Source organism: Acuticoccus yangtzensis, assembly GCF_001927245.1.
Classification (GTDB): domain Bacteria; phylum Pseudomonadota; class Alphaproteobacteria; order Rhizobiales; family Amorphaceae; genus Acuticoccus; species Acuticoccus yangtzensis.
Genome location: NZ_MJUX01000007.1, coordinates 152,623 through 166,610, shown reverse-complemented (window position 1 = coordinate 166,610; position 13,988 = coordinate 152,623). Strand labels below are relative to the sequence as shown.

The 13,988-nt window shown below is 69.1% G+C and carries 8 protein-coding genes; 5 read left to right on the top strand and 3 right to left on the bottom strand.

Translation table 11 applies throughout. The features are described from left to right. Positions 1 to 43 precede the first annotated feature (43 nt). The 5 genes from BIX52_RS16710 (at position 44) to BIX52_RS16690 (ending at position 10,804) form a co-directional block, all read left to right on the top strand. Positions 44 to 1,948 (top strand): autotransporter assembly complex protein TamA, encoded by a 1,905-nt coding sequence (locus tag BIX52_RS16710; RefSeq protein ID WP_139312794.1) that lies wholly within the window; start codon positions 44 to 46, stop codon positions 1,946 to 1,948. A gap of 66 nt (positions 1,949 to 2,014) precedes the next feature. Next, positions 2,015 to 7,831: a translocation/assembly module TamB domain-containing protein gene (locus tag BIX52_RS16705; RefSeq protein WP_075222231.1), complete on the top strand. Its 5,817-nt coding sequence runs from the start codon at positions 2,015 to 2,017 to the stop codon at positions 7,829 to 7,831. A 116-nt stretch (positions 7,832 to 7,947) separates the two neighbouring features. Then, positions 7,948 to 8,955 carry an extracellular solute-binding protein gene (locus BIX52_RS16700; RefSeq protein WP_075222230.1) on the top strand — a complete coding sequence of 336 codons (1,008 nt, stop codon included), beginning with the start codon at positions 7,948 to 7,950 and terminating at the stop codon, positions 8,953 to 8,955. Between the two features lie 189 nt (positions 8,956 to 9,144). Next, positions 9,145 to 9,732, top strand: coding sequence for a GbsR/MarR family transcriptional regulator (locus BIX52_RS16695; RefSeq protein WP_245803223.1), 588 nt, complete (start codon positions 9,145 to 9,147; stop codon positions 9,730 to 9,732). 70 nt (positions 9,733 to 9,802) lie between these two features. After that, a complete protein-coding gene (locus BIX52_RS16690) occupies positions 9,803 to 10,804 on the top strand; it encodes an MDR family oxidoreductase (protein ID WP_075222229.1) in 1,002 nt (333 codons plus the stop codon). A gap of 314 nt (positions 10,805 to 11,118) precedes the next feature. On the opposite strand, the gene BIX52_RS16685 is transcribed toward BIX52_RS16690, so the two are convergent. The 3 genes from BIX52_RS16685 to BIX52_RS16675 form a co-directional block, all read right to left on the bottom strand. Further along, complete coding sequence (locus tag BIX52_RS16685) at positions 11,119 to 12,030, bottom strand: dihydrodipicolinate synthase family protein (RefSeq protein ID WP_075222228.1); 912 nt, start codon at positions 12,028 to 12,030, stop codon at positions 11,119 to 11,121. Positions 12,031 to 12,182: 152 nt separating this feature from the next. Next, positions 12,183 to 12,392 carry a cold-shock protein gene (locus BIX52_RS16680; protein ID WP_075222227.1) on the bottom strand — a complete coding sequence of 70 codons (210 nt, stop codon included), beginning with the start codon at positions 12,390 to 12,392 and terminating at the stop codon, positions 12,183 to 12,185. A gap of 9 nt (positions 12,393 to 12,401) precedes the next feature. After that, positions 12,402 to 13,715, bottom strand: a complete 1,314-nt coding sequence (locus tag BIX52_RS16675; RefSeq protein WP_075222226.1) for a DEAD/DEAH box helicase — start codon at positions 13,713 to 13,715, stop codon at positions 12,402 to 12,404. Positions 13,716 to 13,988: the final 273 nt, after the last annotated feature.

Below are 13,988 nucleotides of genomic sequence, written 5' to 3'. Positions count from 1 at the left end.
GCATTTCCACCCCTATTGAACCGGCGAGCGAAGGGTGGAGTGCGTGCGTTTTTCGAAAAACCAGACATGGAAGGCGGGCGCTCTTGCCTTGATCCTCGGCCTCACGCCGGGACACGCCGATGCATTCCAGATTCTGGGATTCCGCTTTTTCGAGGGCCCGCCCCCTCCGCCGGAGCCGGGCTCCGTCGCCTATGACGTGACCTTCGAGGTCCTCGGCGACGAACGCAGCCTGACCCTGGCGGTCGAGAACGCCTCCTCGCTGGAAGAGGAGAGCGGCGAGCGCAGCCCTGGCTCGGCGGCGCTTCTGTCACGTGCGCGCGGTGATTATCAGCGGATCCTCGCCTCGCTCTACAATGCCGGCCACTATGCGCCCACCATCTCCATCCTGGTGGACGGGCGCGAGGCGGCCAACCTGCCGATCGACACCGAGCTCGGCGACACCGCCGACGTTCGCATCACGGTCGATCCCGGCCCGTCCTACACGTTCGGCAGCGTCAGCGTGACGAACCAGCCCGGCCCCGTGCCGGACGACGACACCGTTCCGCCGACGATCGACGAGATCGGCCTCGTTCCGGGTGATCCGGCGCTGGCGACGAAGATCCTCGCAGGCGAGGCGGCGTTGGTCGGCCGCTGGCGCGAGCTCGGCTATCCGAAGGCCGCGATCGCCCATCGCCAGGCCTCCGCCTATCACGACCGCGATCAGCTCGACGTCGCCATCGACGTCGCCGAGGGCCGCCCGGCCGTGTTCGGCACCACCTCGGTGAAGGGCACCCAGCGGATGGACCCCGAGTTCGTCGCCTGGTACGCCGGCATTCAATATGGCGAGCGGTTCGACCCGGATGCGGTGGACCGTGCGCGCGACCAGTTGCGGCGGCTGGAGGTGTTCAACTCCGCCCGCATCGTCGAGGCCGACACCATCAATCCCGACGGTACGCTCGACATGGGCATCGAAGTGGCCGAGCGACCTCTCCGTGTGTTCGGCGGCGGTCTCAAATATTCCACGCTGGACGGGGCAGGGGCGGAAGCCTATTGGCGCCACCGTAACCTGTTCGGCCGGGCCGAGAAGCTCAACCTGTCGGCCTCGATCGGCGGTATCGACGCGCAGGACCCGGACGAATACAACTACCGGGTCGAGGCGACCTTCCTGAAGCCCGGTGTCTTCACGCCTTACACGGACTTCTCGTCCACCGTCTTCGCCGACCAGGACGCGCCGGACACCTACCGTGCCCGCACCGTGGGCGGGCGCATGGGCCTGCTGCATCGGCCGACGACCCGCATCACCATGTCCGGCTTCGCCAATTTCGAGGCGATGACGATCGACCAGACCGACTATGGCGATGGTGATTTCCTGTTCGCCTCGCTGCCGCTGTCGGTCGAATATGACGCGTCCAACAACGAGTTGAACCCGACCAAGGGGTATCGCCTGACCGCGTCGGTCGAGCCGTTCTACGAGTTCGTCGAAGGCAATGTCGGCGCGATCAGCCAGATCGACGCGCGCGCCTATTATGGCCTGCTCGACGATCGCCTGGTCCTGGCAGGGCGCGCGGCGGTCGGCTCCATCGTCGGGGCGCCGCTGCAGGAGATCCCGGCCTCGAAGCTGTTCTTCGCCGGCGGCGGCGGTTCGATCCGCGGCTATCCTTATCGCGGGGTCGGTCCGCGCGATCCGGTGACCGGCGACGTCCACGGCGGGCGCAGCTACTTCGTCGGCTCGGCGGAGGCGCGGATCGGCGTCACCGAGTCGATCGGGGTCGTGCCGTTCGTCGACTTCGGCAACGCCTTCAACAGCGAATATCCGGACTTCGACGAGCCGATGAAGGTCGGCGCGGGTCTCGGCCTTCGCTACAATACCGGGCTCGGGCCCCTGCGCTTCGACGTGGCCGTGCCGCTCGACCCCTACGAAGGTGATCCCAACGTCGCCTTCTATATCGGCCTTGGCCAGGCCTTCTAAGTCTTCTGAGTGCGGCCACATGCCGGCGCCCCCGGTGCGGACGGGCGCCCTGACGGGAGTAGAGCGATGAAGCGGATCCTGGCCGCGCTGTGCGTGTTGGTCCTCGCCTCGGCGGGTGTCGCCACCGTGCGCCCCGCCGTGGCGCAGGACGAGGAGTCGGGCCGCTTCGTGCGCTTCGTCGAACGGCAGATCTCGACGCCCGACCGGCAGATCAATCTCGGCCCCATCCAGGGGGCGCTGTCGTCGGATGTGCGGCTCGCCTTCATCACCATCGCCGATACGCGCGGGGTGTGGCTGCGGCTCGACAACGTGCACCTGGTTTGGTCCCGCCTGGCGCTGCTGCGCGGCCGCCTGTCGGTGGATCTCCTCGAGGCCGAGTCGATCACCCTGACGCGGACCCCCGTTTCGACCAACAACGACGAGCCGCTCGAGCAGGGCGCCGAGCAGTTCGAGCTGCCGAGCCTGCCGGTGTCGGTCATCCTTCGCGAACTGAGCGTCCCGCGGGTGGAGATCGCGGAAGGCATCATCGGCCCCGCGGCGTCGCTGTCGGTCAACGGCAACATCTCTCTGGCCGGCGGCGCGCTCGACACGACGCTGGCCGTCGAGCGGCTGGACCGGCCCGGCAACCTCAACCTTTCGGCGAGCTTTGCCAACGACACGCGCAATCTTGCGATCGACTTCGAGGTGAGCGAGCCGGCGGACGGGGTGATCGCCAACGCCCTCAACATCGAGGACCGGCCGCCGATCGAGTTCACGATCAAAGGCGAGGGGCCGCTGGCCGAGTTCCAGGCGAACCTCGCCCTGATCGCCGATGGCGACACGCTGCTTTCCGGCACCACCTCCATCGACAATGCGGGCGACAATTTCCACTTCGTCGCCGACATCAACGGCGACCTCAGCGTTCTGGTGCCGGACGCGTATGACTCCTTCGTCGGCGGCGGCTCCGAGCTGAAGGTCGATGCGACGCGCGCCGCGGACGGGTCCATCACCGTCAGCGAGGGGCGGCTGCGCTCCGGCGTCGCCGAACTCGAATTCACTGCCGACATCGGCGCTGATGGCGTGCCGCGGGCGCTGAACGTGGATGGGACGCTCGAACGCCAGGACGGCGAGGCGATCGCGCTTCCGGGCGGCGACGGCACGTCCACCATCGGCTCGGCCCGCATCACAGCCTCCCTCGGCGGCGGCTCCGATGCCTTCAGCGCCGAGATCGCGATCTCCGACCTCGATACGGCGATGATCGCCGCGCCCGAGGCGACGATCCGCGCCAACGGAACGGCCACCAACCTCGACGATGCGGCCACTCGCGCGGTGACCTTCACCGTGACCGGCCGCGCGTCCGGCATCGATTCGGACCGCGAAGGGGTGGGTGACGCGCTGGGCGACGCGCTCGACCTCGACGTGGCGGGCACCTGGTCGGCCGGCCAGCCGGTCGACGTCACGACGCTTGAGCTGCGCACCGACACCGTTGAGGCCTCCTTCACGGGCACGATCCTGGACGCCATCACGGGCCAAATGCGCCTCGCCGCGGAGGATATCTCCGCCTTCGCCGCGCTCGCCGGGCGCGACCTTGCCGGCTCCGTCGACATCTCCGCGAACGGCCGCGCCGGGTTCGACGGCACCTTCGACCTCACGCTGGACGGCACCGCTTCCGACATCATCGCCGGTTCCGAGGCGCTGGACGGGATCTTGAGCGGCGAGACGCGCCTTGCGGGCCGCGCCGCCCGGTCAGAGACGGGGCTCATCTTCGACGGGTTCAGCCTCGCCAATCCGCAGCTCAGCCTCACCGCCGACGGCGAGGCGACCACCACCGAGGCGGACCTGCGCGTCGATGCCTCGCTGCCCGACGCTTCGGTCATGGGCGGCGATGCGTCCGGCGCGCTGAACGCGGCGGTGACCGTCACCGGGAATCCGGCCAGGCCCAACGTGCGAGCGGCGATCGACAGCCCGTCCCTCACCCTCACCGGCCACACGCTGGAGCGGCTGACCGCAACCTTCGACGGCGTCTATACCCGCAGCGAGGACGTCGCCTTCGACCTCGACGGCGCGCTCAACGTCGCCGGCACGCTGGACGGCCGCCCGCTGACGTTGACGACCACGCTGGAGTCCGGGCCCGACGCCCGCGCGCTTCAGGACCTCTCGGCCGAGATCGCCGGTGCCTCCCTGTCGGGCGACATCGCCTTGCAGCGTTTGGGCACCGTCGTCGGCAACCTCGACGTGGACGTGCCGGACCTTGCCACCCTCGCCGCGCTGGCGATGATGGAGGCGACCGGCGCCATCGACGCGACGATCACGCTCTCGGTGAACGAGGGCAAGCAGGTCGCCGCCGTGGAAGGGTTTGTGCGGGGCCTCTCCGCCGCCGGGGCACGCCTCGGCGAAGCGGACCTCGACATCGTCGTCGACAACGTGTTCGGCGTCCCCGCCCTCGACGGGCGCGCCTCGCTGCGCGAACTCGCGGTGGCGGGCTACGAGGTGGTGAGCGCCGAGCTTCTGGCGACGCGCCAGGGTGACGCCTCGAACATCCAGTTCGATGCCAATCTCGGCTCCGGCATGCTGACGGCGGCGGGCTCTCTCGCCCGCGCCGAGGACGGCTTCACCGCCCGCCTTCGCGCCTTCGACCTCTCCCAGGGCGACTTCACCACCGTGCTCAGGATGCCGACCCAGGTGAGCGTCGTCGGCAACGTCATCACCGTTGGGAACACGGTGCTGTCGGTGGGCGACGGCTCGATCATCGTCGAAGGCCGCCTCGGCAACACGCTGTCGCTGAAGGCCGAGATCGACGCGCTGCCGCTGCGCGTCGCCAACCTGATCCGCCCCGACCTTGCCGTGGGCGGCACGGTCGACGGCTCCGTGGCCGTGTCCGGCACACGCGCCGATCCCAACGTCACCGCCGACATCACCGCCAACGACGTCACCGCCGCCTTCCTCACCGAGAAGGGCATCGAGCCGCTGACCGTGGTCGCCCGCGGCACCTATGCCGGCGGCACCGCGACGCTGCAGCAGTTCGAGACCAACGTCGGCGGCGGCGCCATCCAGGCGTCCGGCACCGTGGGCGAGACGCTGGACATCACCGCCACCGTCGACGCTCTGCCGCTCGCCCTCGCCAACGCGGTGGCGCCCGAATACGAGGTGTCCGGCACGCTGTCGGGCCGCGTGCGGGCGACCGGCACCCTCGCCGACCCCGACGCCAGCTTCGACGTGACCGTGGCCGACGCCAACGCCAAGCCGCTGCGCGATGCGCGGCTGGAGCCGCTGAACGCCACCGCGACCGGCACCTTCGCGAACGGCACCGCCCAGCTCGAAGCCTTCGAGACCACCGTCGGCGGCGGACGCATCACCGCCAGCGGCGCCATCGGCGAGACGCTGAACGTCACCGCCACGATCGCCGACCTTCCGCTGGCGCTGGCCGAGGCGGTGCGTCCCGGCCTCGGCGCGGCGGGCATCCTCTCCGGCACCGTGTCCGCGACCGGCGCGCTGGACGACCCGAGCGCCACCTTCAGCCTCGACGTCACCGGCGCCACCGTCGCCCAGATGCGTGCCGCCGGCATCTCGCCGCTCAACGCCGAGGCGCGCGGCTCCTACGCCAACGGCACCGCCACGCTGGACCGCTTCCTGACCACGGTGGGCGGCGGCTCCGTCACCGCCGCCGGCACCATCGGCGAGGCGCTCGACATCACCGTCAACGTCGAGCGGCTGCCGCTGGCGCTCGCCAACGCGGCGTACCCGTCGCTCGGCCTGTCGGGCACGCTGTCCGGCCGCGCCACCGTCACCGGCGCGCCGGCGGACCCCGCGGCGGACTTCTCCGTCAGCATTGCCGGGGCCTCCGCGCGGCAGCTCGAGGGCGCGAACGTCGGTGCGATCAACGCCGACATCTCCGGCCGCTATCAAGGCGGGACGGCCACCTTCACCACCGCCGAGGCGCGGCTGGGGCAGGGGACCATCACCCTCACCGGCACCGCGGGTGCCGACCGGCTCGACCTCACCGCCCGCCTGTCCGAGATCCCGCTCGCCATCGCCAACGGCTTCCGCCCCGAACTCGGCATGACCGGCACCCTGTCGGGCGAGGTGCGGGCCGAGGGCGCCCCCGCCGACCCGCGCGTCACCTTCACCGCCCGCGCGCCGTCCTTGTCCGCGGCGCCCATCCGCGCGGCGGGGATCAGCCCCGGCTCGTTCACCGCGTCCGGCTCCTACGCCCGCGGCACCGTCGACCTCACCGAGGCGCTGGTGCAGCTCGGCGGCGGCTCGGCCCGCGCCTCCGGCCGCATCGGCGACAGACTGAACGTCTCGGTCGACCTCACCTCGCTGCCGGTGGCGATCGCGAACGGCTTCGTCGACAATCTCGGCCTATCGGGCCGCCTCTCCGGCTCGGCCCAGGCGTCGGGGCCGATCGGCAACCCGTCCGCACGCTTCAACCTCTCCGGCACCGGCATCTCGGCGCTGCCTCTGTCCGACGCCGGGGTCGGCGCACTGACCGTCAACGCCTCCGGCGATTTCGCCAACAACCGCGTGCGCATCGCCTCTGCGCGGGCCGAAGGCAGCGGCCTCTCGGTCACCGCGTCCGGCACGGTGCCTCTGTCCGGCGGCGGGCTCGACGTGTCGATCGACGCCACTGCGCCGCTGTCGCTCGCCAACCGCTTCCTCGCCGAGCGCGGCGCCTCCATGGACGGCACCGTCACCGCCAACGCCCGCGCGACGGGATCGCTGACCGCGCCGAACCTCTCCGGCTCGGTCCGCTCGTCCGGCTTCGGCTTCCGCGACCCGCAGTCCAACCTCACCCTCGCGAACGGACAGCTCGTCGCCAGCCTCACCGGGGACCGGATCGTCATCGACCGGCTGACCGCGGGCCTCGGCGACGGCACGGTCAGCGTGGCGGGCTCCATCGGCCTCGGCGCCGGCTTCCCCGCGAGCCTCCGCTTCACCGCCGACAATGCGCGCTATGCGGACGGCGAACTCATCGCGGTCACCTTCGACGCGGCGCTCGGCATCGACGGTCCGTTGACCGCCGGGCCCACCGTGCGCGGCACCGTCGACATCGATCGCGCCGAAATCACCGTCCCGACCCGCCTTTCGGGCACCGCGGCGCTGATGGAGGTCGCCCACTTCAACACGCCGCCCGACGTCATGGAGACGCTGCGGCGCGCCAAGGCCGGCCCCTTCGCCGACACCGGCGAAGACGGTGGCACCGGCGCCTCGGGTCTGACGCTCGACGTCACCATCAATGCCCCCAACCGCATCTTCGTACGCGGCCGCGGCATCGACGCCGAACTCGGCGGACGCCTGCGCGTCACCGGCCCGATCTCCGATATCGTCCCGGTCGGTGAGTTCGATCTGATCCGCGGGCGGGTGAACATCCTCACCCAGCGCATCGTCTTCACCGAGGGGCGCGTGTCCCTTGTCGGCGACCTCAACCCGATCATCTACCTCGTCGCCGAGACGAGCCGGAATTCGGTCACCGTGCGCGTCATCGTCGACGGTCCGGCGAACGATCCGCAGGTGCGCTTCGAATCGACGCCCGATCTGCCGCAGGACGAAGTGCTGTCGCAGCTCATCTTCGGCCGGTCTATCGAGGACCTGTCCGCCTTCCAGCTCGCCCAGCTCGCCGCCGCGGTGGCCGAGCTCGCCGGTGTCGGCAACGGCCCCTCCATCCTCGACCAGGTGCGCGCCTTCTCCGGGCTCGACAACCTCGAGGTCGTCACCACCGAGTCCGGCGGCACGGCGGTGGAGGCGGGGCGTTACATCGCCGACAACGTCTATATCGGCGTGCGGGCGGGGGCGGAATCGACCGGGATCACGGTCAACGTCGACATCACCCGCGGCCTCAAGGCCCGCGCGGAGACCTATACGGACGAAACATCCGTCGGCCTCTATTACGAACGCGAGTATTAATGTCGCACTCTTGCCGGATGTACTTTAGATTCAGTATAAATCTATAGTTTCGTCCGGCAGTTGACGCCAACTTTGGCGACGATTAGGGGCTTGCGCTCAGGTTTAAGGAGCTGAGCGTGACGACAAAAATTGCCACCGGCGCCCTCGCGGCCCTCCTCATCACGGGAACGGCCGCCACCGCGCAAGAAGTCAACGTCTACTCTTCGCGCCACTATGACACGGACGACGCATTCTTCGGCGCCTTCACCGAGGCGACCGGCATCAGCGTCAACCGCATCGAAGACGATGCCGACGTCCTCATCGAGCGGATCCGCTCCGAGGGCGACCTCGGCGCCGCCGACGTGTTCATCACCGTCGACGTCGGCCGCGTCGCCCGCGCCGACGAGGCGGACATCTTCCAGCCCTTGAACATGCCGGAGCTGGAAGACGAGGTGCCCGCCAACCTGCGCACCGACGATTGGACCGCCTTTTCCACCCGCGCCCGCGTCATCTTCTACGACAAAAACGACGTGACGGACCCGCCGAAGACCTACGACGATCTGGCGGACCCGAAATATAAGGGCCTCGTCTGCACCCGCTCCTCGTCGAACGTCTACATGCAGTCGCTGCTGGCCTCCATCATCGTCCACGAAGGCGAAGACGCCGCGCGTGAATGGGCGACCGGCGTGATGAACAACCTCGCCCGTGACCCCGTCGGCGGCGACACCGATCAGCTGCGCGGCATCGTGTCCGGCGAATGCGACATCGCGCTGGCGAACCACTACTACTTCGCGCGCGGCCTTGCCGGTGAGGTGTCGGGCCTGACCGAAGGCATCGAAGACATCGGCATCTCCTGGCCGAATCAGGAGACCACCGGCACGCATATCAACATCTCCGCCATCGGCATCGTGAAGACGGCGCCGAACGTGGAGAATGCGCGCAAGCTGATCGCCTTCACCTTGACGCCCGAGGCGCAGAAGCTGCTCGCCGACGGCAACAACGAGTTCCCGGTCGTCGAAGGCCTGGAGCCCTCCGAGGCGGCCAAGACCATGGGTGAGTTCCGCCCCGACGAGGTGCCGCTCGGCGAGGTCGCCGCGGCCAGCAACACCGCACAGATGATCTATAACGAGGTCGGCTATAAATAAGCCGGGCCGCAGGTCCGGGGCGCCCGCACGGCGCCCCGGCTCGTCCCTTGCCGCAGCCTGATATGCGGCGATCCGGCCGTTTTGCGCGAGGCGTGATACGCCTCTGTGCCGCTCGGGGATTGTGAAGCCGGCCGCGAGCACTTTAAGTGCTAACCTGCGGCCGTTGGGGCCGCGTGCGAGGAGCCGCCCGTGAACCTGCCACCGCTTCAGGAGGAATTCGTCCTCCACTTCGGCGAGATGGGGTCGCGCTGGGGCATCAACCGCACCGTCGGCCAGATCTACGCCCTGCTCTTCGTCACCGAGCGTCCGCTGAACGCCGAGGAGATCGCCGACGCGCTGGGCTTCTCGCGCTCCAACGTCTCCATGGGGCTGAAGGAGTTGCAGGCCTGGACCCTGGTCCGCCTGAAGCACTTCCCCGGCGACCGGCGGGAATATTTCACGACCCCCGCGGACCTGTGGGAGATCGTGCGCATCCTCGTCGAGCAGCGCAAACGGCGCGAGATCGACCCCACCCTCACCAAGCTGCGCGAACTTCAGATGTCCCGCAACACGCTGGAGGGGGACGCCTACGCCGACCAGCGCATCGCCGAGCTGACCACGCTGATCGAGCTTCTCACCGGCTGGTACGACGACATGAACGGGCTCGACACCGACCGCCTGGTGCAGCTCCTGTCGCTCGGCGCACGGGTCACCGACCTCATGAACAAGGCCGGCAATGTTCTTCCCATGCGCCGCCGCAAGGGTCGCACCGGAGAGGGGGAGGGGAGCGAGGGGTAGCGAAAGCACGGTCGACCCGGCCGCCTCTGTCACCTAGGTTCACGCCCAACGACAGAAACCGGAGAGGACCATGCGGGCACTCATCGTCGACAAGACCGACAGCGGCATCACCGCAGGCATCGAAACCATCAGCGAGGACCGCCTGCCCACCGGCGAGGCCGGCGACAAGATGGTGACCGTCGCCGTCAACTACACGACGGTGAACTACAAGGACGGCCTGTGCATGACCGGCGGCGGTGCGCTGGTGCGCGACTATCCGCACGTCCCCGGCATCGACTTCGCGGGCACCGTCGAGGCGTCGGACGATCCGCGTTACAGCCCCGGCGACGAGGTGGTTCTGACCGGCTGGCGCGTCGGCGAGATCTGGTGGGGCGGCTACGCCGACAAGGCCCGCGTGAAGGGGGACTGGCTGGTGCCTCTGCCCAAGGGCCTGACCCAGCGCCAGGCGATGGCGGTCGGCACCGCGGGCCTCACCTCGATGCTGTCCGTGATGGCGCTGGAAGGCCACGGCCTGACGCCGGGCGGACGGCCCGTCCTCGTCACCGGCGCATCGGGCGGCGTCGGGTCCGTCGCTGTCGCGATCCTCGCCAAGCTCGGCTACGAGGTCGCCGCCGTCACCGGCCGGCCCGAGTGGGAGACCTACCTGAAGTCGCTCGGCGCCTCCACCATCGTGGCGCGCGGCGACATCGCCGCCCCGCCCAAGCGCCCTCTCGGCCGCGAGACCTATTCGGGCGCGATCGACGCGGTAGGCGGGTCGATGCTCGCCCATGCCCTGACGCTGATCCAGTATGGCGGCTCCGTCGCCGCTGTCGGCCTCGCCGGCGGTCCTGCGATCGAGGGCGTGACGGTGCTCCCGTTCATCCTGCGCGGGGTCAACCTCCTCGGCATCGACTCGGTGATGCAGCCGCGGGAGGCGCGCCTCTCCGCGTGGAGCCGCATCGCTGAGGATCTGCCGCTGGGTCTGCTGGACGCGATGATCGAGGAGAAGACGCTGGCCGATGTGCCCGCGCTCGGCACCGCCATCCTCGAGGGGAAGATCCGCGGGCGCATCGTCGTCGACATGGCGAAATAGGCGGCGCTGAAGCCTCCGGCGGGCTCGGGACCCACCAGCGATCAGGGGGCCGCCTGATCGCCGAAACCACCTCCGCCCTGCACCGCGTGGCAGAGATGGCGGCCCCTCGCCAAGGACAAGCGGCTAAAGCCGGCCTTCGGCTCCTTGGCAAGGGACCACCATCTCCGCCAAGGGATTGGTGCGAAGGCGGCTCCGGCGATCAGGCAAACGGGCCCGAGGTGCGTGGGCGCCTCGCGGGTGGCGGTGGCGCCGCGCGGGGGAGTGGGCGTGGCATCGCTGCGCTGTTGGCGGCGGCGCCGTGCGAAGCGGAAGGGTCAGCGGCCCCAGGTGAGGGCGAGCGGGTTCACCTCGCGGGCGAGCTCCAGAAGGCCCTCGCGCGTCGCCGGGGCGATCTGCGGCATCGGGTGGCGCACGACGTCGGACTTGATGACGCCGCCTTCCATCATCACCGTCTTGCAGGCCCTCAGACCGCATTGGCGGTTCTCGTAGTTGATCAGCGGCAGAATGTCCTTGTAGAGCGCCGCCGCCGTCGCGCGGTCGCCCGCCGCGTGGGCCGCCAGGACGGGCTTCACCTTGTCGGGGAGGGTGGCCGAGGTCATCGAACCGGTGGCGCCCGCGTCGAGGTCGGCCATCAGGGTGATGCCCTCCTCACCGTCGAACGGGCCGACGATCGCGTCGCCCCCCGCTGCGATCAGCCCGCGCAGCTTGGCCGCCGCCTGCGGGGTCTCGATCTTGAAATATTGCACCGCCTCGATCTCCTTGGCGAGACGCACCAGGAACGGCACCGTCAGCTCCACGCCCGACAGCGGCGCGTCCTGGATCATGATCGGCAGGCCGATCTCACCCACACGGGCGAACTGCTCGTAGGTCTGCGCCTCGGTGCCCTTCAGGAGCGCGCCGTGATAGGGCGGCATCAGCATCACCATGGCGGCGCCGAGCGCCTTCGCCTTGGCCACGCGCGAGACGACGATGTCGGTCGAATAATGCGAGCAGGTGACGATCACCGGGATGCGCCCGGCCATGTGCTCCAGGCTGACGCGGGTCAGCGTCTCGCGCTCCTCGTCGGTAAGCAGGAACTGCTCTGAGAAGTTGGCGAGGATGCAGACGCCGTCGGCGCCCGAATCGACGATGCAGTCGATGACGCGCTTCATGCCCTCGATGTCGAGCGTGCCGTCGGCGTTGAAGGGGGTGGGGGCGACGGGCCACACGCCGTTATAGCGGGTCATGGGAAGTCCTCCGGTCGTCTATTTTTATCGTTGTCGGGGCGGGGAAAGTGGGCCGGGCGGGGGGAAAGAGCAACCGCAAAGGGGCGGCCCAGCCCATAAAAAAAGCCGCCCGAAGGCGGCTTTTCATATCGTAGTCCCAAACATGGGGGCGCTTAGAGAGCGCGAAGGTTCACAGCCGAAGATTTGTTGCGGCGGCGGTCGACTTCGATCTCGTAAGAGACCTTCTGGCCTTCCGCGAGGTCGCGCATACCGGCGCGCTCAACGGCGCTGATGTGCACGAACACGTCCTGGCCGCCCTCGTCAGGCGCGATGAACCCGTAACCTTTGGTGCTGTTGAACCATTTGACCGAACCAGTGGCCATGGTTGTCTCCTAGATCGTCTGCTGCGGCGCGGTGGTGGATGCATGCCGCGAAGTGGAAGTCTTGGTCCGGCGGGGACCGGTGCGGGGCCGGTCGGCCGGAGCCGAGCGGCGGTGTTGCGGGTTCGACGACGCGGCCGGCTTGCGGCGGCGGGGCCGGGACCGCTTGTCGGCCGGGGCCGGCGCGGCGGACTCAGGCGTCGAAGCGGGTGCATTCTCGGCTGCCAGGCGGCGGCCGATCAGGCGTTCGATGTCGCGCAGGAGCTTCAGCTCGTCAGGCGCGCAAAGGGTGACGGCCACGCCCGACCGGCCGGCGCGCGCTGTGCGGCCGATGCGGTGGACGTAGGCTTCCGGAACATTCGGCAGCTCGTAGTTCACGACGTGCGAAATGCCGGAAATGTCGATGCCGCGGGCGGCGATGTCGGTCGCCACCAGCACCTTGGCCGAGCCGTCGCGGAACGCGTCCAGCGCGCGCTGGCGCTGGTTCTGGCTCTTGTTGCCGTGGATCGCCACGGAGGCACAGCCGGCCGTCTCGAGGTTCTTCGAGACGCGGTCGGCGCCGCGCTTGGTGCGGGTGAAGACGATCGCCCGCTCCACGTCGCTGCCCGAGACGATGCCAGCCAGCGCGTCGCGCTTGGCACCGGCATCCATGTGGCGGACCGACTGGTCGATCGCCTCGACCGGGCGGGACACCGGGGCGACGGCGATCTCCTCCGGCTCGGCCAGGAAGTCGGCGGCGAGCTTGCGGATCTCCGGCGGCATGGTCGCCGACAGGAGAGCCGTCTGTCGGTCGGCCGGAAGCTGACGGAACAGGCGGCGGATCGCCGGGATGAAGCCGAGGTCGAGCATCTGGTCCGCTTCGTCTAGCACGGCGACTTCGACGGCGCCGAGGGTCAGAACGCGGTTGCGCAGGTGGTCTTCCAGCCGGCCGGGTGTGGCGATCAGAATGTCGACACCGCGCGCCAGACGGCGCTCCTGCGGGCCGGCCTTGACGCCGCCGACGACGACCGCGCTCGACAGCCGCGTATTGGCGGCGTAAGCGCGCACGTTCTCCTCGATCTGCGCCGCCAATTCGCGGGTCGGCGCAAGGATCAGGGCGCGGCACGTCTTCGGCTCGGGACGACCCTTGCCGATGAGACGGTGGATGATGGGCAGCGTGAAAGCTGCGGTTTTGCCGGTACCGGTCTGTGCGGTACCGAGGACGTCGCGTTCCGCCATCATGGCGGGGACGACCTTGGCTTGAATCGGTGTGGGGTTTTTGTAGCCTTGCGCTTCGAGTGCGCGAAGGATGGGCTCGGACAGGCCGAGGTCCGTAAATGTCGTCAAACGATACTTCCGTGCGCCGAGGCGCATGCCGGGCGCGTTTCTTCGGGGTTAACCGGTGATTGAGATGTGTCGGCACATATAGGGCCGATGGGGCGCCGGGCCACGGCGCAAATACGAGCGATGCAAAAGCACCGCGCGGCCGCTCCTCACCGGCCACGTGGATTAAGTAGCAGTTCTTATGCTGATCCACAAGAGGGATGGTGCGGCGCGGGTATGCCGCCATGCCGTCACGGCATGCCTCTAACGCATCCCTAATGACCTATCGTGCCGGAG